Origin of the sequence: Streptomyces sp. NPDC091209, assembly GCF_044757755.1 — a bacterium.
Taxonomy (GTDB): domain Bacteria; phylum Actinomycetota; class Actinomycetes; order Streptomycetales; family Streptomycetaceae; genus Streptomyces.
On the sequence record NZ_JBIVVR010000009.1, the window covers coordinates 70,126 to 93,452 of the forward strand.

The 23,327-nt window shown below is 72.2% G+C and carries 16 protein-coding genes; 7 read left to right on the forward strand and 9 right to left on the reverse strand.

All coding sequences use genetic code 11. The features are described from left to right. Positions 1–158: 158 nt before the first annotated feature. The 3 genes from ACIQRL_RS25880 to ACIQRL_RS25890 form a co-directional block, all read right to left on the reverse strand. Positions 159–656, reverse strand: a complete 498-nt coding sequence (locus tag ACIQRL_RS25880) for a universal stress protein (protein ID WP_401335704.1) — start codon at positions 654–656, stop codon at positions 159–161. Between the two features lie 5 nt (positions 657–661). Continuing rightward, positions 662–1,894 carry an arsenic transporter gene (locus ACIQRL_RS25885; protein ID WP_401336430.1) on the reverse strand — a complete coding sequence of 411 codons (1,233 nt, stop codon included), beginning with the start codon at positions 1,892–1,894 and terminating at the stop codon, positions 662–664. A 289-nt stretch (positions 1,895–2,183) separates the two neighbouring features. Next, positions 2,184–4,553: a SpoIIE family protein phosphatase gene (locus tag ACIQRL_RS25890; protein WP_401336432.1), complete on the reverse strand. Its 2,370-nt coding sequence runs from the start codon at positions 4,551–4,553 to the stop codon at positions 2,184–2,186. A gap of 256 nt (positions 4,554–4,809) precedes the next feature. Between ACIQRL_RS25890 and ACIQRL_RS25895 the strand changes: the two genes are divergently transcribed. Further along, positions 4,810–7,905, forward strand: coding sequence for a glycoside hydrolase family 2 TIM barrel-domain containing protein (locus ACIQRL_RS25895; protein WP_401335706.1), 3,096 nt, complete (start codon positions 4,810–4,812; stop codon positions 7,903–7,905). Here ACIQRL_RS25895 and ACIQRL_RS25900 read toward each other — a convergent pair. Beyond that, positions 7,816–9,327: a cytochrome bc complex cytochrome b subunit gene (locus ACIQRL_RS25900; protein WP_401336435.1), complete on the reverse strand. Its 1,512-nt coding sequence runs from the start codon at positions 9,325–9,327 to the stop codon at positions 7,816–7,818. The two genes, ACIQRL_RS25895 and ACIQRL_RS25900, sit on opposite strands and share 90 nt — an antisense overlap. 422 nt (positions 9,328–9,749) lie before the next feature. Continuing rightward, positions 9,750–10,721 (reverse strand): RNA polymerase sigma factor SigJ, encoded by a 972-nt coding sequence (gene sigJ, locus ACIQRL_RS25905; protein WP_401335709.1) that lies wholly within the window; start codon positions 10,719–10,721, stop codon positions 9,750–9,752. A gap of 189 nt (positions 10,722–10,910) precedes the next feature. Between sigJ and ACIQRL_RS25910 the strand changes: the two genes are divergently transcribed. The 3 genes from ACIQRL_RS25910 (at position 10,911) to ACIQRL_RS25920 (ending at position 15,787) form a co-directional block, all read left to right on the forward strand. Continuing rightward, positions 10,911–12,524, forward strand: coding sequence for an MFS transporter (locus tag ACIQRL_RS25910; protein ID WP_401335710.1), 1,614 nt, complete (start codon positions 10,911–10,913; stop codon positions 12,522–12,524). Beyond that, a complete protein-coding gene (locus tag ACIQRL_RS25915; protein ID WP_401335713.1) occupies positions 12,521–13,129 on the forward strand; it encodes a hemerythrin domain-containing protein in 609 nt (202 codons plus the stop codon). The genes ACIQRL_RS25910 and ACIQRL_RS25915 overlap by 4 nt, the downstream gene beginning before the upstream one ends. Before the next feature lie 732 nt (positions 13,130–13,861). Beyond that, positions 13,862–15,787, forward strand: a complete 1,926-nt coding sequence (locus tag ACIQRL_RS25920) for an RICIN domain-containing protein (protein ID WP_401335716.1) — start codon at positions 13,862–13,864, stop codon at positions 15,785–15,787. 53 nt (positions 15,788–15,840) lie between these two features. Here ACIQRL_RS25920 and ACIQRL_RS25925 read toward each other — a convergent pair whose 3' ends face one another. Next, positions 15,841–16,815 (reverse strand): 2-hydroxyacid dehydrogenase, encoded by a 975-nt coding sequence (locus tag ACIQRL_RS25925; protein WP_401335719.1) that lies wholly within the window; start codon positions 16,813–16,815, stop codon positions 15,841–15,843. Next, positions 16,812–17,981, reverse strand: a complete 1,170-nt coding sequence (locus tag ACIQRL_RS25930; protein ID WP_401336438.1) for a lactate 2-monooxygenase — start codon at positions 17,979–17,981, stop codon at positions 16,812–16,814. Before ACIQRL_RS25930 ends, ACIQRL_RS25925 begins: the two co-directional genes overlap by 4 nt. A gap of 113 nt (positions 17,982–18,094) precedes the next feature. Between ACIQRL_RS25930 and ACIQRL_RS25935 the strand changes: the two genes are divergently transcribed. Beyond that, positions 18,095–19,273 (forward strand): PucR family transcriptional regulator, encoded by a 1,179-nt coding sequence (locus ACIQRL_RS25935; RefSeq protein WP_401335721.1) that lies wholly within the window; start codon positions 18,095–18,097, stop codon positions 19,271–19,273. A gap of 108 nt (positions 19,274–19,381) precedes the next feature. On the opposite strand, the gene ACIQRL_RS25940 is transcribed toward ACIQRL_RS25935, so the two are convergent. Beyond that, positions 19,382–19,843, reverse strand: a complete 462-nt coding sequence (locus tag ACIQRL_RS25940) for a TIGR03668 family PPOX class F420-dependent oxidoreductase (protein WP_401336440.1) — start codon at positions 19,841–19,843, stop codon at positions 19,382–19,384. Positions 19,844–20,007: 164 nt separating this feature from the next. Continuing rightward, positions 20,008–20,559, reverse strand: a complete 552-nt coding sequence (locus ACIQRL_RS25945; protein ID WP_401335724.1) for a hypothetical protein — start codon at positions 20,557–20,559, stop codon at positions 20,008–20,010. 342 nt (positions 20,560–20,901) lie between these two features. Between ACIQRL_RS25945 and ACIQRL_RS25950 the strand changes: the two genes are divergently transcribed. Next, positions 20,902–21,336, forward strand: coding sequence for a protease inhibitor (locus tag ACIQRL_RS25950; RefSeq protein WP_401335726.1), 435 nt, complete (start codon positions 20,902–20,904; stop codon positions 21,334–21,336). A gap of 436 nt (positions 21,337–21,772) precedes the next feature. After that, positions 21,773–23,293: a phosphatase PAP2 family protein gene (locus ACIQRL_RS25955; protein ID WP_401335729.1), complete on the forward strand. Its 1,521-nt coding sequence runs from the start codon at positions 21,773–21,775 to the stop codon at positions 23,291–23,293. Positions 23,294–23,327 lie beyond the last annotated feature (34 nt).

Below are 23,327 nucleotides of genomic sequence, written 5' to 3' on the forward strand. Positions count from 1 at the left end.
ACTTGAACCTGGTCCGTTACCGGCTGGGCGTACCTCTGCGTGCCGGGTCGCACCACGGCACGCGAGGATCAAATCGTGCATGCCCGACTACGTCAAGTGCCGTCCCGGACAAGGGCATTCTCCGGCCTTTGTTTCGCGGGCCGGGGCGCGGGCCGGTCCTAGGGGCGCGGCGGATGCGGGGGAGGGGGCGGCAACGTCGTGACGTCCGGTGCCGGTTCGGGCCAGACGAGCAGCACCGGGCACGGCGCGTGGTCGACGACGAAGCGACCGGCCGGTCCGAGACTGTGCGGGCCGAGCCGGCTGCGGTCGCCGTCACGGGCCAGCACCAGCAGACCGGCCCCCTCCGCCGCGGCGACCACCTCCCGCTCGACCCTGCCGGCGCGCTCCAGCCGCGTCGCCGGGCCCCCGAGCCGCTCGGCCGCCGCGTCGAGGAGCTCGGCGGCAGAGGTCGTACCGAGGGTCTCCAGGAGGTCGCCCGGATCGGGCTCGGAACGTCCGCGGCCGAGAAGCCCCGCGAAGGCGCCGTGCGCGAGACCGGGCACCCCCGGGTCCGCGACATGCAGCAGCACCACGTCCGTCGCACCGGGAGCGTGCGTCCGTACGGCGTCCACGCACGCGGGCCATGTTCCCTCGACCAGCCAGACGACCACCCGCATGCCCATCAGCCTCCGATGACGTGGAGCGAGAACCACAGCGCCAGTACGGCGGGGACCAGTGCCGCGGGCACGGCGATCAGGCCCAGCCGGGTGAACTCCTTGAGATCGACGCCGTGTTCGTGCTGATGCACGATACGTCGCCACAGCAGCGTCGCCAGGGAACCCGCGTACGTCAGGTTGGGCCCGATGTTGACGCCGAGCAGCACGGCAAGGACCGCGCCCGCGCCCGAGTCGGCGGCCAGCGGCAGCAGGACGAGGACCGCGGGCAGGTTGTTGATCAGGTTGGCCAGCACGGCGGCGATGGCGGCGATGCCGAGCAGCGCCGACAGCGAGCCGCCTTCCGGGAGGAGGTGGTCGAGGGCGTCGGCGAGCCCGTTGTCGACCACCGCGCGGACGACGATGCCGAGCGCGAGGACGAAGGCCAGGAAGGACGGCGCGGCGGCGCGCACCACCGTGAGCGGGGTGGTGCGGCGACGGACGAGGGCGCGGGTGGCCAGGACGAGCGCCCCCGCCGCGGCGGACCAGGCCGGGTCGACGCCGACCGCCGAGGCGAGGACGAAACCGGCCAGGGTGCAGCCCACGGTGATCAGCGCGAACAGCGGCAGTTCCGGCGGCTCCTCCGCCCGCCGGGGGAGCGCGCCCGCCGCCAGGTCACGGACGAAGAAGCGACGGAAGACCAGGTACTCGGCACCGATCGCGACCAGCCAGGGCAGCACCATCAGCGCGGCGAACCGGGTGAAGCTCAGACCGCTGGCGGTGAACGCGAGCAGGTTCGTCAGGTTGGACACCGGAAGGAGCAGTGAGGCGGTGTTCGACAGATGGGTGCACGCGTACACGTGCGGCTTCGGGCGGGCCCCCATCCGCGCGGCCGTGGCGAACACGACGGGGGTGAGCAGCACGATGGTGGCGTCCAGGCTGAGCACCGCCGTGATCGCCGAGGCGAGCGCGAAGACCGCGGTGAGCAGACGGCCGGGCTGTCCCGCCGCCCAGCGGGCCATCCACGCGCCGCACGCCTGGAAGAGCCCTTCGTCGTCGCAGAACTTGGCCAGGACGAGGACCGCCGCCAGGAAGCCGATCACCGGACCCAGGTGTGCGGCCTCCGCGCGGACGTGGTCCCAGGAGATCGCCCCGGTGGCCAGGACAAGACCCGCGGCGGGCACGGCGACCACCGCCTCGGGCCAGCCGAACGGCCGCACCACCGCGCAGACGAGGACGGCCGCGAGCAGGACGACGGACAGCGACTCGGCGAACGGACCGCCGAGAGCCGCGGCGAGCGGGACGGCGACCTGCGTGCCGGGCCCGGCGGAGAGGGGTCCGGCGAGGGGACTGCCGGGACCGGGGGAGAGCGCCCCGGCGAGCAGGGCTCCGGACGTGCCGGTGACGGCTTGGACGAGCGGGCTGTTCAGGATCGGGTCCTCCGGGCGGTGATGACGGCGCCCTCCATCACATCAGACACCCCACCGCCCGCCCGCGTACGCCCTGCCCCCGCGTCACGGACCCACCCCGCAGTTCACCCTCGAACGGCTCTCACTCCTCGCCGAGAAGCGACAGCTCCGCCCAGATGGTCTTGCCGTCCGGGGTGTGCCGGCTGCCCCAGCGCTGGGTGAGTTGGGCGACCAGGAGCAGCCCGCGTCCGCCCTCGTCGAAGGTCTTGGCCCGGCGCAGATGCGGCGCGGTGTGGCTGCTGTCCGAGACCTCGCAGATCAGGGTCTCGGCGTCGTGGATGAGCCGCAGCCGGATGGGCGGCTCGCCGTAGCGGATGGCGTTGGTGACCAGCTCGCTCACCACGAGCTCGGCCGTGAACGTGGCGACGGTCAGCTCCCAGACCTCCAACTGGTCGGCGACCTGCTTGCGGATCGGCGCGACGAGGGCGGGGTCGGCGGGAATGTCCCAGGTCGCCACGTCGGAAGAGGCGAGGCCGTGGGTACGGGCGAGCAGCAGCGCCACGTCGTCCGGCGCGCCGCCCACGGGAAGCAGCGACTGGAGGATCGCGTGGGCCGCCCCCTCCAGGGACCGCGACGACTCCTCCAACGCCCGGCAGAACAGCCGCAGTCCGGTCTCGGCGTCCCGTTCGCGGCTCTCGAGCAGGCCGTCGGTGTACAGGGCCAGCACCGTGCCCTCGGGCAGGTCGAGGTCCACGGACTCGAAGGGCAGCCCGCCCAGACCGAGCGCGGGACCGGGCGGCACGTCGATCTGCCGGGGCGGGCCGCCCGGCGGCAGCACGAAGGGGGCCGGATGGCCCGCGCTGGCGAGCGTGCAGCGCCGGGACACCGGGTCGTACACCGCGTAGACGCACGTGGCGCCGACCTCTCCGGTGGTCCCCTCGGACCCGGCCTCGGTGGACAGCCGTACGACGAGGTCGTCGAGGTGCGTGAGCAACTCGTCCGGGGCCAGGTCGATGTCGGCGAGGGTGCGGACGGCGGTGCGCAGCCGGCCCATCGTCGCCGAGGCCTGGATGCCGTTGCCGATGACGTCGCCGACGACCATGGCGACCCGCATCCCGGACAGCGGGATCACATCGAACCAGTCGCCGCCCACTCCGGCTCGCGCCGCCGGCAGATAGCGCGACGCCGCCTCCAGGGCCACCGTCCGGGGGAGGGACTGCGGAAGCAGGCTGCGCTGCAGGGCCAGCGCGGTCTGGCGCTCGCGAGAGAACCGGCGGGCGTTGTCGATGCAGACGGCGGCCCTGGCCGTGACCTCCTCGGCGAGCAGCACGTCGTCGGCGGTGAAGGGTTCGGGCCGTCGGAACCGGCTGAGGACGGCGACCCCGAGGGTCCGGCCGCGGGCCCGGATGGGCACCGACATGGTGGCGTGGATGCCGTACTCCTGGACGCGTCTGCCGCGCAGTCCGTCCCAGCTCAGCCACTCCCTCAGCGTCCCGGCCGCGTTCGGTGCGACGAGCGGCCGGCCGGCGATCAGCGAGTCGGCCTGCGGGGAGGACGCGGGATACACGTCGATGTCGCCGGGTTCGACGACCGGAACGCCCTCGCGCAGCGACCGGTGGGCGGCGCGGCGGAGCATGATCGGGGCGGTCGGCGGCTCGACACGGTACTCGGCGCCGTTCTCCGGTGGGTCCAGCAGATCGACGCTGACGAAGTCGGCGAGGGCGGGGACGCAGACGTCGGCCAGTTCCTGGGCCGTGCGGGTGACGTCGAGGGTGCTGCCGATGCGCACGCTGGCCTCGTTGACGAGCTGGAGCCGCTTGCGGGCCCGGAACTGCTCGGTGAAGTCGTGCGCGGCCACACACACGCCGAGCACCCGCCCATGGGTGTCGGTCAGCGGGGCGATCCGCGCGAGCCAGTGGTGCGCCCGCTCCTCGCCGCCGCTGCGCGCGTAGGTCTCCACGTCACGCCCCCGGCCGGAGGCGAGGACCTCGGCCATCTCCCGCTCCAGCTGCTCGCCGGCCCGCCGGTCGCCGATCTCGGAGACCCGCAGGCCCCGGATCCGGTCCTCCGGGAGGCCGGTCACCTCGGACATGGCGTCATTGAGGCCGTACAGCCGCAGCCGCTCGTCGTAGACGGCCATGGCGCAGGGCGCCTGGGCGAGGACCGCGCGGATCAGCGGGTCCTCCATGCCGCGGGGCTCCCGGTCGGCCGACGGGGTGAGCAGGAGCCATTCACCGTTCCGCTCCAGGCGGTGCGCGAGCAGCCACACGGACAGGACGCGGCCGTCGCGGTGGCGCAGGGAGAGTACGCCGTTCCAGCGGTCGCCGGTGGACCCCAGGGGCGGGGCGGTGTCCGCGAGCGCCAGGATATCCGTGGCCGGGCGGCCCTCGATCTCCTCGGGTGCGTAGCCCAGGAGCCGACGGGCGCCCTCGCTCCAGCGGATCAGGGTGCCGTCCCCGTCGATGACCGCCCGTGCGGTGGCGGCCTCGTCGAGAGGGTGGACCGGGCTCATCATCGCCACTTTCCCTTGTGCACACTCACCGTGAACAAGCGCGTCGTCCGGGTTCCAGCCTAGTGGCTGGGCGTCCCGCGCACCCCCGAACAGGGAGGGCCCGGACAGCCATTCGGACGGTGCGTTTTCGGCCGATGCGGCTCGCGGTGCGGAAGTGACGGTCCGACCCTTGACGCCCCGGTGTGCCCCTCCGTCAGAATCTGTTTGTTCGCGATCAGTTGTGATGACTTATGGGCACTGATGAGGGAGAGTCGCCGTGACGGTCACTCGAAGATCGGTATTGATCGCAGGAACGGCCGTACCCGCCGCCGACGCGCTCACCGGCGCCGCGGACGCCCGGCCGACGGCTCCCGGGCACCTTCCGGGGCGCCGCACGCTCGCGCTGCGCGACGGCTGGCGCTTCGCGCTGGCCGATCCGGGCGGTATCACCGACCCGACCGGCGCCTACGAGGGGGCCGAGCGGCCCGGCTACGACGACTCGGCGTGGCGCTCGGTGGCGGTGCCGCACGACTGGAGCATCGAACAGGCCCCGACCACGGAGCACGGCACCACCAGCGGCACCGGGTTCTTCCCCGGTGGCCTGGGCTGGTACCGCACCGCCTTCACCCTGCCGTCCGCCCTCGCAGGCAAACGGATCTCGGTGGAGTTCGACGGCGTGTACATGGACGCCTCCGTCTACTGCAACGGCGAGGAGGTCGGCCGCCACCCCTACGGGTACACCGGCTTCGCCTTCGATCTGACCGGCAGGCTGCACACGGACGGCGGCACCGAGAACGTCATCGCGGTCCAGGTGCGTAACCAACTCCCCAGCAGCCGCTGGTACTCGGGCAGCGGGATCTACCGCGAAGCCCGCCTGGTCGTGACGGAGGCGATCCACGTCGCGCGCTGGGGAACACGTGTCACGACACCGGAGATCGACGGGGAGCGGGCGGTGGTCCGGGCCCGGACCACCGTCGTCAACGAGACCGGCGCCCCGGCCGACGTCCAGGTGGTCTCACGGGTCGTCGGCCCCGACGGCAGGACCGTCGCCCGCACGGCCAGTACGGTCGGCGTCGGCGACCGGACCGACGAGACCCATGAACTGACGGTCGACAAGCCGAAGTTGTGGGACTTCGCGACCCCGGAGCACCGCTACACGCTGGAGACCGAACTGCGGGTCGGCGACACCGTCGTCGACACCTTCCGCACGCCGTTCGGCATCCGCACCTTCCGCTTCGACCCGGACGAGGGATTCCACCTCAACGGCACCTACACCAAGATCAAGGGCGTCGACCTGCACCACGACCAGGGCGCCCTGGGCACGGCGATCAGCATCGACGCCGTACGCCGCCAGATGACCATCATGAAGTCCATGGGCGTCAACGCCTTCCGCACCTCCCACAACCCGCCCTCGCCGCAGATCGTCGAGGTCTGCGAGGAGCTCGGCATCGTCATGATGGTGGAGGCGTTCGACTGCTGGCGGACCGGCAAGACGGCCTACGACTACGGCCGGTTCTTCGACGAGTGGTGCGAGAGGGACGCCACCGAGATGGTCCTCGCGGCCCGCAACTCGCCCGCCGTGGTGCTGTGGTCCATCGGCAACGAGATCCCCGACTCCACCTCCACCGCCGGGCTCGCCATGGCCGACCGGATCATCGGCGCCGTCCGGGCCGCGGACGACACCCGCCCGCTGGTCATCGGTTCCGACAAATACCGCCGCGTGCCCGCGAAGGGCTCCGCGGCCGACCTCATGCTCGCCAAGCTCGACGGCCTCGGCCTGAACTACAACACCGCCAAATCGGTGGACGCCCTGCACGCCGCCTACCCGCACCTGTTCCTGTTCGAGTCCGAGTCGTCGTCCGAGACCTCGACCCGCTCCGCCTACCAGGAGCCGGAACACCTCAACACCGGGGAGAACCACACTCCGGGCCGGCGCGCGGTCTCCTCCTACGACAACAACCTCGCCTCCTGGACCATGAGCGGCGAATACGGTCACAAGAAGGACCGGGACCGCAAGTGGTTCGCGGGCGAGTTCTTGTGGTCGGGCATCGACTACATAGGCGAGCCCACGCCGTACGACGTCTTCCCGGTGAAGGCCTCCTTCTTCGGCGCGGTCGACACGGCCGGATTCCCGAAGGACATGTACCACCTGTTCAGGAGCCAGTGGACGAGCGAGCCCATGGTCCATCTGCTGCCGATGAGCTGGAACCACACGGTGGGGGACACCGTCGAGGTCTGGGCCTACGCGAACGTCGACACCGTCGAGCTGTTCCTCGACGGGAAGTCCCTCGGCACGCGGACGTTCGACACCAAGAAGACCACCGACGGGCGTACGTACCTGGAGACGACGGAGGCGACCGGCGACGACAAGACCTTCACCGACGGCCCGTATCCCGGGAGTTACACGAGCCCGAACGGCAGCGCGGGCAAACTGCATCTCCTGTGGAAAGTCCCCTACGCGCCAGGGGAGTTGAAGGCGGTGGCCCGGCGGGACGGCAGGGCGGTCGCGACGGACGTCCTGCGTACGGCCGGGGCCCCGCACGCGATCCGTCTGACCCCGGACCGCGTCTCGCTCGCGGCGGACGGGCGTTCACTGGTGTTCGTGACCGCCGAAGTGGTCGACGCCCAGGGGGTCGTGGTACCCGACGCTGAGGACCTGATCGCGTTCGATGTCGACGGTGGTTCGCTGGCCGGCCTCGACAACGGCCGTCAGGAGAGCGCCGAGCGGTACCAGGCGAGTAGCCGAACCGCCTTCCACGGCACAGCACTTGCCGTCGTCCGCGCCGGAACGAAGCCTGGTGCCCTGAAGGTGAGCGCGCGGGCTTCGGGACTGCGTGCGGGCTCCACGACCGTACGCGCCACCCCCGCCGGGTCCCGGGCGGCCACCCCCGCGACGCCGTTCCCGCCCGACCACTCGGCAGCCCCCGACTACCCGTACGCGGACGCCAGTTACTCGGGCCGCCCGGACTCCCTGCCGGCCGCGATGCTCGACGGCGACGCGGCCACCGGCTGGTCCAACGCCTTCTACAAGTCCGCGACGGCCCTGCTGCCCGCCTTCAGTGGGGCCCGTCCCGGGGACTGGGTCTCGGTCACCTGGGCGCGCCCCCGCCGCGTGGACCGTGTCGAGGTCTCCTTCACCGTCGACGCGACCCACACCCGCCCGGCCGGCGTCGAGGTCTCGGTGTGGGACGGGGAGCGGTACGCGCCGGTGCGGGGGGCGGCCGTCGACTGGGCCACGACGTCGGACGCGCCGACCGTGATCACCTTCGACGCGGTACGCGGCTCACGGCTGCGTCTCGTCCTGGCGAGCGGTCACCCGGGCGCCGCCGACGGCGGACTGCGGATCAGCCGGCTGGAGGTCCCGGTCGTGTGACGGGCCGGGGTCGAGGGCCCGCCGCTCGTGCTCGGTGAGCGTGTGGAGCTCGCCGGGCCCGAGGGGACGGTGCACCTCGACGTACTCGCCGTGCGGCAGGCGTCTGACGACGCCGGTCGCACGGCCGTGCGCCACCAGTTCGCGGTCCCGCAGTTGCAGACCCAGACAGAAGCGCCGTGTCACGACGAACACGACGACGGGAACGACCAGCAGGGAGATCCGCACCGTCCACGTCACCGTGTTGATCGACAGATGGAAGCGCGTCGCGACGACGTCGTTGCCGCCGCCCGCGAGCAGGATCAGATACAGGCTGATCCAGGCCGCCCCGAGCGCGGTGCGCACCGGTCGGTTGCGGGGCCGGTCCAGCAGATGGTGCTCGCGCCGGTCGCCGGTGATCCATGCCTCGACGAACGGGTACACCCCGATGGCGACGAGGAGCAGGGGGAACACGAGAACGGGGACGAGCACGCCGAGCACGAGGGTGTGGCCCCACAGCGTGATCTCCCAGCCGGGCATCACCCGCACCAGTCCCTCGGCGAACCCCAGGTACCAGTCCGGCTGGGCGCCCGTCGACACCTGGTCGGCGCGGTAAGGGCCGTACGCCCAGACCGGGTTGACGGTCGCGACCGCCGCGATCAGCGCGAGGACGCCGAACACCAGGAAGAAGAAGCCGCCCGCCTTCGCGAGATAGACCGGCATGAACGGCGTTCCCACGACGTTGCGTTCGGTCCTTCCCGGCCCCGCGAACTGGGTGTGCTTGTGGTACACGACCAGGATCAGATGGGCCACGACGAGCGCCGCCATGATGCCCGGGATCAGCAGGACGTGCAGCGCGTAGAAGCGGGCCACGATGTCATGACCCGGGAACTCCCCGCCGAACAGGAAGAAGGACAGGTAGGTGCCGACGACCGGTGTCGCGAGGAGCGCCCCGTTCACGAACCTGAGCCCCGTCCCGGACAGCAGGTCGTCCGGCAGCGAGTAGCCGAACAGGCCCTCGAACAGGCCGAGGAGCAGCAGCGTCCAGCCGAGGACCCAGTTCACCTCGCGGGGCTTGCGGAACGAGCCCGTGAAGAAGTGCCGCATCATGTGCGTGAGCATCGCGGCGAGGAAGACGAGCGCCGCCCAGTGGTGGATCTGCCGGATGAGCAGCCCGCCGCGCACGTCGAAGCTGATGTCGAGCGTGGAGGCGTACGCCTCGGACATCCGGATGCCATTCAGCGGGACGTAACTACCGTGGTAGGTCACCTCGTTCATCGACGGATGGAAGAACAGGGTGAGGTAGACGCCGGTGAGGACGAGGACGACGAAGCTGTAGAGGCAGATCTCGCCGAGCAGGAAGGACCAGTGGTCCGGGAAGACCTTGCGCAGGTACCGCCTGCCGAGGGAGTGGAGACCGAGGCGGCCGTCGAGCCAGTCGGCGATCCGCTCCCCGGAGGACGCTCGCTCCCCGGAGGACGCTCGCTCCCGTGAGGACGCCCGTTCCCGTGAGGACGCCCGTTCCCGGGATGGCGCCTGGTCCCGGGAGGGCCCCTGCTGACCGGCGGATACCCGCTGGTCGGAGGGCGCCTGCTCCCCGGTGGACGCTCGCTCCGCGGCGGACTCCCGCTCCCCGGTGGACGCTCGCTCCGCGGCGGACCCCCGCTCCCCGGAGGGCGCCTGCTCCGCGGCGGACCCCCGCTCCCCGGAGGGCGCCCGCTCCGCGGTGGACCCCCGCTCCCCGGTGGACGCTCGCTGGCCGGCGGACGCTCGCTCCCCGGCGGGCGCCCGCTCCGCCGCGGACGCCCGCTCGCCAGAAGGCCCCGGCTCCCCGGAGGACGCCGGTAAGCCCGTTCGTCCGGTGGCCGTCATGCGTGCCTCCCCTCGGCCGCCTCGCTCAACTCGTCCGCATCGGCTTCCTCCTCGCGCCGGACGTGCGTCAGCTTCTCGGGATTGGTGACGATGTAGACGTCGGACACCTGCTCGCCGTCCGGGGTGAGGTCCATGACCATGACCGCGTAGGGCGACGCGCCGTCGAAGACCACCGCGGAGTCGTCGCCGTTGACGCGCCGGTATCGGACGTCGAGACCGGGGCCCCGGCGGGTGGCGTAGCCGGCCAGCAGCCGTGCCGCCTTGTCCCGTCCGCGCACCGGCCGCAGACCCGCCGAGCGGGCCTTGCCTCCGCCGTCGGTCCACACCGTGACGTCCGGCGCGAGGATCTCCATCAGGGCGGTGATGTCACCGCCGAGCGCGGCGTCCACGAAGCGTTCGGTCGCCTGCCTGCGGACCCGGGGATGGGCCCGGTAGAGCGGACGGCGGGCGTGCACATGCTCCCGGGCGCGGTGCGCGAGCTGGCGGACCGCCGCGGGACTACGGTCGATGACCTGCGCGATCTCGGTGTGCGGATAGCCGAACACCTCGTTGAGGACGAAGACCGCGCGCTCCAGCGGGGTCAGCGACTCCAGGACGACCAGCATCGCGAGCGAGACGGACTCGGAGCGCAGGGCGCGGTCGTCGGCGCGCTCGACGGAGGCCGGCTCGTCGAGCAGGGGTTCCGGGAGCCAGGGGCCCACATAGGTCTCACGACGGCGGGTGATGGCGGCGCGCCGGGCGAGCGCGTGGTTGACCGCGATGCGCACGAGGTAGGCGCGCGGGTTGCCGATGTCCTCGACCGGGGAGCGGCGGGCACGGCCCGTCCATGACAGCCAGGTCTCCTGGATCACGTCCTCGGTGTCGGCGACGGTTCCGAGGATGTTGTAGACGATCGCGAACAGCAGCTCGCGGTGCTCGACGAAGACCCGCGTCGGGCCGTCGTCGACGGCCTCGGGACTTTCGGACATGGCTCGCCTCCCTTGATGCGCTCACTACTGCGAGGGGAGGAGGGGGCCCGAATGTGACACCCGACGGCCGAAATGTGACGTACGTCTCATGCGGGGTTCCGTGCGTCACACCGGCCGCGCCGGCCGCCCTCTTGAACGCGAGTCCGCCCACGCGGCACTCCGATGCCCCGGAACAAGGAGGCACGCATCGTGTTCAAGAAATGGCACGGCAATCCCTGGGCGATCCTCGTCACGCTCTCGCTCGGGTTCTTCATGACGCTCCTGGACCTGACGATCGTCAACATCGCGATCCCCGACATGGGCCAGGACCTCGACGCCTCGCTCGACGAGATCCTGTGGGTCGTCAACGCCTACACACTCGCCCTCGCCGTCCTGCTGATCACCGCGGGACGCCTCGGTGACCTGCGCGGCAAACGGAACCTCTTCGTCGCCGGCGTCGCCCTCTTCACCCTCGCGAGCCTGGCCTGCGGCCTCGCGCGGAACCCGGCCGAGCTGATCGCCTTCCGCGCGGTCCAGGGCCTCGGCGCCGCGCTGCTCATGCCGCAGACCCTGTCGATCATCGCCGAGGTGTTCCCGGCCGACCGGCGCGGCGCGGCGATGGGCGTGTGGGGTGCGGTCGCGGGGATCTCCGGCGCCCTCGGGCCGATCGTCGGCGGCGCGCTGATCACCCATCTCGACTGGCGCTGGATCTTCTACGTCAATCTGCCGCTCGGTGTCCTGGTGCTGGTGCTCGCCATGGCGATCATCCCGGGCTCGCGGGGCCCGGTACGGCACCGCTTCGACACCTTCGGCGTCGTGCTCGCCTCAGGCGCCCTGTTCTGTCTGGCCTTCGGTCTCACCGAGGGGCAGCGCTACGACTGGAACGGCTGGATCCTGTCGCTGTTCGGCGCGGCGGCGGCCCTCTTCGCCGGGTTCCTCGTCCATGAGCGCGGCCGGCAGACGCGCGATCCGCTCGTCCCGTTCTCGCTCTTCAAGGACCGCAACTTCACTCTCATCAACTTCGTGGGCGTCACGGTGTCCTTCGGTGTCATCGGGATGTTCCTGCCGCTGACGATCTACCTCCAGTCCGTCCTCGGCTTCAGCGCGCTCAAGTCGGGTCTCGTCATGCTGCCCCTCGCCCTCGGCTCGTTCGTGATGGCCGGACCCGCGGGCGTCCTCGCGGACAGGATCGGCGGCAAGTACATCCTGATGACCGGGCTGCTGGCCTGGGCCGCCGCCCTGGTCTGGATCGTGGCCGCGGCGGAGGTCGCTTCGAGCTGGACCGCGGTCGCCTTCCCGCTCTTCCTGGCCGGACTGGGCGCCGGCTGCACCTTCGCGCCGATGGCCACCGAGGTCATGCGCAACGTCCCGGCCCGGCTCTCCGGCGCGGCCTCGGGCGTGAACAACGCGCTGCGGCAGGTCGGTTCGGTTCTCGCGGGCGCCGTCGTCGGGGCCGTGCTCCAGGCGCAGCTCGCGCACACGCTCACCGACCAGGCGCGGCAGCGCGCCGGACAGCTTCCCGCCGGCTACCGCGACGGCTTCGTCGCCTCCTTCTCCCGGGCCGGGGCCGACGTGTCCGCCCGGCAGGCGACCGGCGCCCCGGCCGGCGTTCCGCACGACATCGCCGATCGCATGCGGGAGCTCGGCGGCCAGGTGTTCGGCCACGGCTTCGTCGACGCGATGGGTCCCGCCGTCCTGGTCTCCGCCGGAGTCCTGCTGACCGGCGCGCTCGCCTGTCTCGCCGTACGCCGTCACCGCGGCCCGTCCGCCAACCCGCACGCCCTGCCCGTGTACGAGCCCGAACTCGAGGAAGCGACCTCATGAGCATCGACCTCACCATCATGTACGCCGCCCACGACGCCTTCCGGCGCGACCTGGACCGTCTCGGCAAGGCGGCCGCGGACGGCACCGCCTTCACACCCCCGGTCCGCGCCGGCTGGGCCGACTTCACGCACCAGCTCCACATCCATCACACCGCCGAGGACAGCGACCTGTGGCCGCGCGTGCAGCGCAGGGTCGAGGGCCGCCCCCGTGACCTCGCCCTGCTCGCCGAGATGGAGGCCGAACACGCCCGGCTCGACCCGCAACTCGCCGCCGTGGAAAAGGCGTTGAAGGACTGCTCGGCCGAACTCGCCCCACTGGTGCACACCCTGGCCACCACGCTCGACGACCACCTCGCGCACGAGGAGGGGAGCGCCCTGCCGCTCATCCAGGAGGTGCTCACCCCCGCGGACTGGGGCGCCTTCACGGGACGTATCCGCAAGACGCAGGGTCTGCGCGGGGCGGCCGTGTTCGTGCCGTGGATCGTGGACGGCGTCGCGCCCGCCGACCGAGCCGTCTTCCTCGCCGCGCTGCCCCCGCCCGTCCGGGTCCTCAACCGGCTGTTCTGGGAGCCGGGCTACCGCAGGCGCGGTGTCTGGGGGAGCTGACCCGGCGGCGCGGGCAGATCTGGGGCGGGGTTCCGCGCAGTGGCCGCGCGGGAGTGTCCGGGACCGCCTGGGACGCCGGAACGGCCCGGGGCAGCGACCGTGCGGGGTCGGGACCGTGCGGGGGTGCCCCGGAACCGTGCGTGGTGCCTGCGACCGTTCGGTGCACCCGGGCTCGGGCGCCCGGACCGGGCTCGGGCGCACCCCACGGGGAACCCGGGCCTTCTCGGGGCCGCCGACCGAGGGCGGGAGGAACGGGGTCGGCGGCCGGTTTCGCGCGGGAGAGCCGCCGTCCCGCGCGGGGCCTTCGAGAAGGGCCGGTCCCAGTGGACTACGGGAGTTCTGCGCGCCGGGAGCGTGCGAGAGAGCCCGGCGTGGGCGCACGGTTCACACGGGGCGCATGAAATATCGAAAGCCGTTGCGACCTCTTCGAGTTGCCGACCGCTTTTGACATTCTTTCAATAAGGCCGATCTCACTCGTGCGCCTTGTTGGTCACGAGTGTGTTGTGCGAGGGTGAGCCTCCCGCGCTTGGTCAAGGGCCGGGTCTGAATCGCTGTTCGCTATTCCCGGCTGTCGACGAGCTCAAGAGGCTCCTGCCCGGCGGTCGCCGCACGGCCTTCGTCCCCGGCCGTTCTCCCGGCGTTCCGTCAAAAAGGTCTACGCCAATCGGGACTCCTTTTCGACGGGCAAGCACTTCTCTGTGCCACCTTGCACCTCGGAAGGAACCCGCTCCCGTGCGCACCCCCCGCCCACCGCTTCCCGCCCATCCGCCCGGCGGATATTTCGGCGAATCCGACGAGGATCTCGCCGCTGTGCTGAGAGGCGGGGCGGAGGCGGACACCACCCGTCCCGTCGCTCTGCTGACAGCCCGGCACTGGCGGCCGGCGTACGACTACGCGGTGATCTGCCTCGCCACTTCGTCGCAGGTCGCCTCCATGGTCACCGAGGCATCCTTCCATCACGTGCTCGACCGCCTCGCCGAGGGCGAGCGGGCTCTCGCGCTGCGGCCCCGACTCCTCGTGACGGTACGGGACACGGTCCGGAACTGGGCGGCGGACGACCGGATATCAGAAGCCCTGCCGGCCTTGAGAAAACCCGCGGGGGGCCGCGGTATGCGCCTGGCGAAGTCCATGACGGCCGAAAACCGCAAGCTCGCCGAACGTGCTTTCCTCGCTCTTCCGGGCGCCGCCCGATGCCTGTTGTGGCACACCGAGGTGGAGGACGAGTCGCTGTCCGTGCCGGCCGGCCTTTTGGGTATGGACGCCGATACCGCGTTCGCCGCCTGGGATCAGGCCCGCGAGCAATTTCGCCAGGCCTGCCTGCGCGCCCATCTGGAACTCGCCCCGACCAGGGAATGCGGTTTCCACAACCGGCTCCTCGACGCGCCGATCCGGCGCGGAGGAGCCTTGCTGCCGGATGTCCAGCAGCATCTGGCGGAGTGCTCCTACTGCCGCTACGCGGCGGCCCAACTCGGCCATTTTGAGGGAGAGTTGGGGGTCCTGATCGCCGAGTCCGTGCTCGGCTGGGGCGCCCGTCGCTACTTCGACTCCCACCGGAGCCGCGGGCGGCAAGCGCTACGGCACCGGAGCGTGTCCCCGTTCGGCGGCCGACGACAGCGAGGCGGTGGGCGTCCCGGAAAGGGTGGACGTCCGGTGGACGACGGACGCCTGGGACGTCGCGAGCGACCCGACGCGGGTAGGCGCTCCGAGGACGACGTGGGTTTGGGGAGTGGTGAGGCGCTGGCGGACGGTGGGCGTCCGGTGGTGGGCGAACGCTTTGGGGACGGCGCGGGTTTGGGGAGTGGTGAGGCGCTGGCGGACGGTGGGCGTCCGGTGGTGGGCGAACGCTTCGGGGACGGCGTGCGCTCGGAGAGTGGTGAGACCCCGGCGGGCCGTGGACGACCCGGCGCGGGTGGGCGCTCCGGAGACGACGTGCGCCCGGAAAGAGGTGCGCGCCCGGCGGCCGGTGGGCGTCCCGGGGCGAGCGGCCGCCGCCGTCTGGTGTCCCCGTTCGCCCCGACGGGGCGCCGCGCCGCCGGGCCGGCGGAAGTACCGCAGCAGGCCCTGGTCACCGGAGCAGGCCTGTCGGCCGCCCTGCTGGCGACCGTCCTCGCGGTCAGCCTGTGGCCGAACGAGGAGGGCAGCGCCGACGCGGCCGCCATCGGCGCGAGCAGCAGCCGGACACTGTCACCCACCCAGGGTTCTCAGGTCCCGCCCGTGATGTCCACCCCGTCCACCGCGGCCGGAGAGTTCGTCAAGGGGGACCGGGCCCGGCTGCGCAACGTGGACGCCGACCTGTGCCTCGACGTCCGGGACTCCAGGGCCGTGGAAGGCGCCGAGGCCACGCTGGAGGTGTGCTCGTCCGCCTGGACCCAGCAGTGGGTGTACGAGCGGGACGGACTGCTGCGCAGCGCCGCCAGTCCCGGGCTCTGCCTCGACGCGCGTGCCGACGACGGCGTCCTTCTGCTCGACCGCTGTGCCGGCGAGGACGCGAAGCAGCGCGAGGACATGCGCTACGACCTCACCGAGGAGGGCGAGTTGCTGTCCCGCGGGCGCGACGGACTGGCCGTCGCACCCGCCTCCACGGACCCCGGCGCCGACATCGTGGTCAAGGTTCGCGACTACTCCGACATACAGCGCTGGCGCACCGACGCCCGCTAGAGGCACCCCGATCCGCCGTCACCGTCGCGGACGCGGGGCCGACGGGAGCGTGGCTACGAGACGACGTCCTGCGGCGGCTTGCCGGCCACGAAGTCCGCGGCGTTCTGGACGGCGGCCAGCGCGATCCGTACCAGGGTCTCGCGGGTGACACCGGCGACGTGCGGTGACAGCACGACGTTCGGGGCTTTGAGCAACCGCAGGGCCGGGGTGGGCGGTTCGGGGTCGAAGACGTCGAGGCCCGCGCCCGCGACGGTGCCCGCGTGGAGCGCGTCCGCGAGGGCGTCCTGGTCGATCAGGGCGCCCCGCGAGGTGTTGACGACGAACGCCGTCGGCTTGAGCAGCGCGAGCCGCTCGGCATTCAGCAGATGCCGGGTCGCCTCGGTGAGCGGCGCGTGCAGACTGACGTAGTCCGATACGCGCAGCAGTTCGTCGAGTTCGACATGGCGGGCGCCGAGCCGGGCCTCCGTCTCGGCCGACGCGCGCGTGGGCCCGGCGTACACGACACTCATGTCGAACGCGACCGCGCGCCGGGCGACTTCCTCGCCGATGTGCCCGAGTCCCACGATGCCGAGCGTCTTGCCGGACAGTTCGGTGATCGACTGCTGGAGCCGGGGCAGCGCCCAGTCGGCCTCGGTCAACGCGGTGTGGGCGGGCACCAGTTGCTTGGCCAGGGCGAGCATCAGCGCGAAGGTCTGCTCGGCCACGTTCTGCTTCTCGGCGCCGCTGGAACCGATGTTGCACACGGGCACGCCCCGGTCGCGCGCGGCGTCCAGATCGACGTAGTCGAAGCCGTGGCTCGCGCACTGGATCAGCTCCAGGTCCGGTGCGGCGGCGATGTGTTCGGCGGTCACCGGCCCGAGGCCCGTGACGACGACATGGGCCTCACGCAGCGCGACGGGGTCCTCGTCCGTCGCCTCCACGACGGTGACGCGGACCTGCCCGGGAAAGAGCGTGGCGAGCGCGGCACCCGCCGTACGGCCGCCGACATGCGGAGAGACGACGGCGAGCACGTTCTTCGTGACGGTCATGCGGTTTCCTCGATGAGGTCGTCGGGGCCGAGGGAGTCCGGGCGGGCGTGCCCGGACAGCGCGAGGGTGAGATCGAACTCGGCGAGCAGACAGCGGACGACGTGTTCGACGCCCGCCTGTCCGTCGAGGCCGAGCCCGTAGGCGTACGGGCGTCCGACGAGCACCGCCCGCGCGCCCAGTGCGAGCGCCTTGAAGATGTCGTCGCCGGTGCGGACACCGCTGTCGAAGAGCACGGTGAGCCGGTTGCCCACCGCCTCCACCACGCGGGGCAGCGCGTCGGCGGCCGCGACCGATCCCGCGACCTGCCGGCCGCCGTGGTTGGAGACGACCACGCCGTCCATCCCGGCCTCGGCGGCGCGCCGGGCGTCGTTCGGGTGCAGGATCCCCTTGAGGACGATCGGGCCGTCCCAGTTCTCCCGCAGGAAGGCCAGATCCGGCCAGGTCTTGCCGGGGTCCGCGAACATGTTCACGAAGTGCATCACGGCCGCGTTCGGGTCCTCGTGCACCGGCTTGGCCAGACCGGCCCGGAACGCCGGATCCGAGAAGTAGTTGGCGGTGCCCACGCCGTGCAGGAACGGCAGGTACGCCTGGTCGAGATCGCGCGGGCGCCAGGCCAGCAGCGGCGTGTCGAGGGTGACGAACAGCGCGGTGAACCCGGCCGCCTTCGCCCGGTCCAGGAAGCTGCGGGTGACCTCGCGGTCCTTCGCCCAGTAGAGCTGGAACCAGCGCTCGGCGTCCCCCATGGCCTCGGCGACCTGCTCCATGGGGGTGCTGGAGGCGGAGGACAGGATGTACGGCACGCCCTGAGCGGCGGCTGCCCGTGCCGCGGCGCACTCCGCGTCCGGATGCATGATCGACAGCACGCCGATCGGGGCGAGCGCGAGCGGCGCGGGCAGCGAGCGGCCCAACACCTCGACGGACAGGTCGCGTTCGTGGACGTCCCGCAGCATGCGCGGCACGATCCGGCGCCGGTCGAGGGCGTCCCGGTTGGCGCGCGCCGTGCTGCCGTTGCCCGCGCTTCCCGCCACATAGCCGACCGGACCGGGGCCGAGCCGCTGCTCGGTGAGCTCCTCCAGCCGTGTCAGATCGGTGGGCAGCCGCGGTACGGCGCCCGTCATTCCGTTCAGATAGATCTCGTACTGGAAGTCGGCCCAGTGCTTCGCCATCCGTACGTCCCGCCTCTCGTCCCTGAGACCGCGCTGTACGTGGTCGATCCTGGCCACTGTGACAAGTCCAGTCCACCGTGGTGCGCACAACGTGCGGCTGGGATCATCATGCTGTGACAAACAAGTCGTCCGAGGTCCGGGAACGCGTCCGGCAGGAGATGGTCGCCGACCCGCGCGTCGTCGAGGCGATCGTCGCGGCGGTCCACGAACAGGTCCCGGTGTACGCGGCGCTCGACGACAGCCGGCTGCCCGAGGTGCGGGCCATCGCCGCCTGGGGCTTGGAGCGGCTGCTGCGTCTGTGGGCCACCGACGGCACGCTGGGGCCGGCCGATCTGCGGCGCTTCCGGGGCATCGCGTCGGCCCGCGCGGCGGACGGGCGCCCGGTGCAGGCGGTGCTGCGCGCCTACCGGGTGGCGGGCACCGTCCTCACGGACGAGGTCGCCGCCCGCGCGCCCGGTCTCGCCGCCGTCGACGCCTTCGCGCTGGCCCGCATGCTGCTCGTCACCCTCGACACCCTCTCCGAGGAGATGGCCACCGCCTACGCCGCCACCAGTGAGGACCTGGCCGCCGACCGGACCCGGGCGCTGCGGCTGCTGCTCGACGACCTGATCGCCGGGCGGCACGCCTCGGTGGGCGCGCTCACCGACCGCTCCGCCCGGCTGGGGATCCAGCTTCCGGACCCCTGCTGTCTGCTGGTGGCGGAGCCGGTCGCCGCGGACCGGCCCGACCTCGCGCACGAGACGGCGACGGAAGTGCTCGACGCGCTGGCCGGTCCCGGGGGCGAGGTGACGTCCCTGGCGACGGTACGAGGCTCCCGGGCCGTTCTTCTGCTGCCGCCGGCCGCGTCGGAGCACGTGGCGGCGGTTCTGGGCGAACGGTCCTGGCGCGGGTGTGTCATCACCGGCGAGGGCCTGGACCGGGTCGCCCTCGCGCACCGGCTCGCCGCCGACGCCCTCGACACCGCACCGGCCCACGCCCATCGGTCCGGGGGCGTACTGACGGATGCCGACGCGCAGGTCCTCGCCCTGCTCGCGGGGCGCCCGGCCGCCGCGCCGGACCACATCGCCCGGCTGGTGCTCGGACCGCTCACCGACGCCGCTCAGCGCCATTTGCTGGAGGCGCTCACGGCGTACATCGACTCGGGCTCGGCGAACGCCGCCGCGCGGGCGCTGCACCTTCATCCGCAGTCCCTGCGCTACCGCCTGCGCCGCGTCCACGAACTGACCGGCCGCGACCCGCGCGACCCCTGGCACCGCCTCACCCTGGACATCGCCCGCACGATCCGCGACTGAGGAAGTTCAGCCCCTCCGGCGATCGAGGAGCGGGGTCCGGGGCGGAGCCCCGGGATGGGACGGGCAGGGGCGGAGGGGGCGAACTTCCTTCGGTACCTGCGGCGCCGTTCAGCGGTCCGTGGCGGCCTGCCAGCCGCGCCAGCGATGGACGGTGATCACGGTCACCGGGCCGTCCGGTGGCCGGTTCCGGTACTGGGGGTACTTGTCCCGCAGCGCGTCGACCGCCGCGGCGTAGGCGTGCGGGATTTCATTGGGCACCCGATCGCCGGGCTCCGGCTCACCGGGCGGCGGGATCACGCGCGCGTCGCCGTCCGCCCGTACCCACCACAGCCGCTCCCAGTCCTCGTCGTAGGCGTCCACGAGCAGACAGACGGCCGGACGGGCGGCGATGTTGCTCAACCGCCGCAGCCGCGGTGACCGCTTGGGCTTGTGGTCGACGGCGGTGACGAGCGCGTCGCCGCAGCGCGCGAAGACGAGCGGCACCAGATGGGGTCGGCCCTCGGCGTCCACGGTCGCGAGCGTCGCCACCCGCGCCGCCAGGAACCGGCGGCGCGCCTGGTCCTCGTCCATGTCGGGCACGAGCGGCTCCCGTTCTCCGCGGACCGTTCCGGCGTCCGCGGTGGTCGGGCGGGGACACGGCGGCGCCGGCCTCCGCGCTCCCTCGTCTCGTCGGCACCTGCTGCCAGTGTGGCGCGGTCTCCCGGAGACGCGCGGTCATGGCACCGTCGGCCGGGTCACTCCTCGTCGCCGGGAGCGTCCTGCGGTTCGGCGTCCGGTCCCTGTGAGCGGACCCGCTGCACATGCTCCAGGGAGTCGCGCAGCTCGCCGAGCCAGTCGTCGGTGTGCCGCTGGACGAGTCGGACGCACCAGGCCAGGGCGTCGCTGCGGCTGCGGGCGACCCCGGCCGCGATGAGCGTGTCGAGGACCTCGCGTTCGGGCTGGCGCAGCCGGGTCATGACCGGCGCGGCGACATGCGTGAACAGGGCGCGCTCGGTGCCGCACTCCACGCCCCAGGAGACCTTCTTGCGGAAGCGGTGCTCCGCCTCGCGGGCCACCTCGACGCGGTCGTCCCTGGTGCGCTCGCGGAATTCCTGGATACGGGCCTGGAGCGCCGCCTCCTTCTCGGCGTCCGAGGCGCCCTCGGCGAGCCTCGGCTCGGGGATGCGGCCGACGACGGTGATCTCCTCACGGTCGACCGTCACCTCCGCCAGGCTCTCGAAGAGATCGTCGGGCAGGCGGCCGGCGAACCAGCCGCGCAGCTTCTCGCGTTGCTCCGTTGTAATCATGTAATCACGATTACTCCGTTGAGATCGATGTGCAAGGGCTGCGGAGGAAGTCCGCCGCAAGCGGAAGTCGAGACGGCATGCCGGTTGAAGCGGAATGTTTCAGGCCTATTGCTGAGCCGTGTCAATCCGGCCAGGTGGCCGTCGGCGGCGATCAACAACCGCTCTGTTCCGGGCCTCAGGCGTTCGAATTCTGTAACTTCACGCCACTGATTCAATACTCAAAGTTACCGAAACCCGTGGGGTCGATGTGTGTTTCCTGTGCGGACTCGGCAGACTCGCGCTCGCCGAACCGGCACTCGACCGAGCCGGTATCGCATTCGATCGAGCGGAAGGATGCACACAATGCCGAACACCGCGCGTTGGGCAGCGACTCTCACCCTGACGGCCACCGCCGTCTGCGGCCCCGTGGTCGGGTCCGCCCACGCAGCCCCCAGCCTCGGCCCGTCCGGGCTCTACGCCCCCTCCGCCCTGGTGCTCACCACGGGCCACGGCCAGAGCGCGGCCGTCACCACTCCTGAACGCGCCGTCACCCTCAACTGCGCCCCGACGGCCTCCGGGACCCACCCGGCCGCGGTCGACGCCTGCGCCGAACTCCGGGGAGTCAAGGGTGATTTCGACGCACTGACACCCAGAAACGATGTCTTCTGTACCAGGCTGTACGACCCCGTGGTCGTCACGGTGGCCGGCGTCTGGCAGGGCAAGCGGGTCTCGTACGAACGGACCTTCGCCAACGAGTGCGTGAAGAGCTCCTACGGGATGAGTGTCTTCGCGTTCTGAGAGACCGGGATCGCGTGGCCGTCGCGGACATGGACCGGGATCCGTAGCTGGGGAGTGCGGGCTCCGTCGCGAGGCGCCATGTGATTTCGCACCGAGGGTCGGTCAGACGGAGTGGGGCCGTCGGCCGGCCCTCGGCATATCCGCGTACTTCCCCAAAAACACCGGTACGAGCGCCCTGCCCCCATAGGCCACCCCCTCCGACGCCGGCCCCCGGAAACACCTCGCCCCCCGTGACGCTCTCCGGGACGACGCACCTGCCGTTGCGGCCCCGCGCCGGGTCGACCTGCGCGCCCGGCGGTGCGGGATCGCGGGCATCTGCGGGGACGGCCTACCGGTCCCCTCGGCCGGTTCGGCTTCTCCGCCGCACGGCCCACGTCCGTCACCGTTCCGAGTCACCCGGGATGCCGGCGCGGCCGAAGCGGCGTAGCGGTGGAGCATGGGTGTACTCGTCGATTGGGACCAGCGGCTGTTCACACGGGTGGCCTCGGCGCGGGTGCCCGGAGCCGATCCGGCGCTGCGGCGGCTCAGTCACGCGGCCAACCACGGGCGGCTGTGGCTCGGCACGGCAGCGGGCATGAGTCTGGTCGGCGGGCCCACGGCGCGACGGGCGGCGCTGCGCGGCCTGGGCTCACTGGCGCTGGCCTCGTTCACCGTCAACACGCTGGTCAAGTGGAGCGCCCGCCGCCCCCGCCCGGTGCTGGAAGGGGTCCCCTCGATCCGGCGCCTGGCCCGCCAGCCGCACACCACGTCCTTCCCCTCGGGGCACTCCGCCTCCGCCGCGGCCTTCGCCACCGCGGTCGCCCTGGAGTCGACGCGCTACGGCGCCCTGGTCGCGCCCGTGGCCGCCGCCGTCGCCTTCTCACGTGTCTACGTCGGGGTCCACTACCCGGGAGACGTGCTCGCCGGCGTGGCCATCGGCGCGGGCGCCGCCGCCCTCACCTGCCGCTGGTGGCCGCCGCGCCCCGTCGTGCCGGAGCGGGAGCGGCCCGCGACGCGGGCACCCGCACTGCCGCGCGGCAAAGGACTGGTCGTCTTCGTCAACGGCCGGGCGGGTGCCGGTGCCGGTTCAGGCGAAGGTGCCGGTGCCGGCGCGCCCGCCGCACCACGGTCGCCGGCCGGGCGGCTGCGCGCCCTGCTGCCCGAGGCCGAACTGATCGAGCGCGGCCCCGGCGACGACTTCGCGGAGCTGCTCGCCGCCGCGGCCGACCGGGCCGCGGAGACCGGCGGCGCGCTCGGTGTCTGCGGCGGCGACGGCAGCGTCAACGCCGCCGCCCGCGCGGCGGCCGAACGGGGGCTGGCGCTGGCGGTGTTCCCCGGCGGCACCCTCAACCGCTTCGCGCTGGACGTGGGTGTCCCGGCGTTCGAGGACACCGTGGTCGCGGTCGCGGGGGGCGAGGCGGTGTCGGTGGACATCGGCGTCGCCCGCTCGGCGGGACGGGACCTGCCGTTCCTCAACATGTTCAGCATCGGGCCGTACCGCGAACTCATGCGTATCCGGGATGAGTTGGAGCAGCGCTGGGGCAGTGGCCCGGCGGAGGCCGTCGCACTGGTCCGGGGGCTGGGCAACGCGCGTCCCGTCGAGGTGAACGTCAACGGCCGGCCCCGTCGCCTCTGGCTGCTCCTGGCGGGCAACGGCCGTTACGTCCCCGACGGCCTCGCCCCGGCCTTCCGGCCGCGTCTCGACGACGGGCTGCTCGATGTGCGACTGGTCGACGCCGACCGTCGCCTCGCCCGTACCCGCCTCGTCGTGTCCACGGTCCTCGGGACCCTGCGTCACTCACGGGTCTACGGCGCCGAGCGGGTTCCCTGGGTGGAGCTGGACGGGTTCCTCGGCGTCGACACCCTGGCGTACGACGGTGAAGCGCACCCCGGCGCGTACGGGGTGCGGCTGGAGAAGGAGTACCGCGCCCTGGTCGTGTACCGGCCCGCCCGGCCGCGGCGGGAAGCGGTCCAGTAGTCCCGCCGGGCTGTGACGCCGTTTCGATGCCGGT

What these genes read in the sequence shown, in the direction of transcription:
- ACIQRL_RS25915 (WP_401335713.1), top strand. Translation starts at nt 12,521, where the DNA reads ATGAGCATCGACCTCACCATCATGTACGCCGCCCACGACGCCTTCCGG.
- ACIQRL_RS25890 (WP_401336432.1), bottom strand. Translation starts at nt 4,553, where the DNA reads ATGAGCCCGGTCCACCCTCTCGACGAGGCCGCCACCGCACGGGCGGTC.
- ACIQRL_RS25945 (WP_401335724.1), bottom strand. Translation starts at nt 20,559, where the DNA reads ATGATTACAACGGAGCAACGCGAGAAGCTGCGCGGCTGGTTCGCCGGC.
- ACIQRL_RS25955 (WP_401335729.1), top strand. Translation starts at nt 21,773, where the DNA reads ATGGGTGTACTCGTCGATTGGGACCAGCGGCTGTTCACACGGGTGGCC.
- ACIQRL_RS25940 (WP_401336440.1), bottom strand. Translation starts at nt 19,843, where the DNA reads ATGGACGAGGACCAGGCGCGCCGCCGGTTCCTGGCGGCGCGGGTGGCG.
- sigJ (WP_401335709.1), bottom strand. Translation starts at nt 10,721, where the DNA reads ATGTCCGAAAGTCCCGAGGCCGTCGACGACGGCCCGACGCGGGTCTTC.
- ACIQRL_RS25930 (WP_401336438.1), bottom strand. Translation starts at nt 17,981, where the DNA reads ATGGCGAAGCACTGGGCCGACTTCCAGTACGAGATCTATCTGAACGGA.
- ACIQRL_RS25925 (WP_401335719.1), bottom strand. Translation starts at nt 16,815, where the DNA reads ATGACCGTCACGAAGAACGTGCTCGCCGTCGTCTCTCCGCATGTCGGC.
- ACIQRL_RS25950 (WP_401335726.1), top strand. Translation starts at nt 20,902, where the DNA reads ATGCCGAACACCGCGCGTTGGGCAGCGACTCTCACCCTGACGGCCACC.
- ACIQRL_RS25880 (WP_401335704.1), bottom strand. Translation starts at nt 656, where the DNA reads ATGCGGGTGGTCGTCTGGCTGGTCGAGGGAACATGGCCCGCGTGCGTG.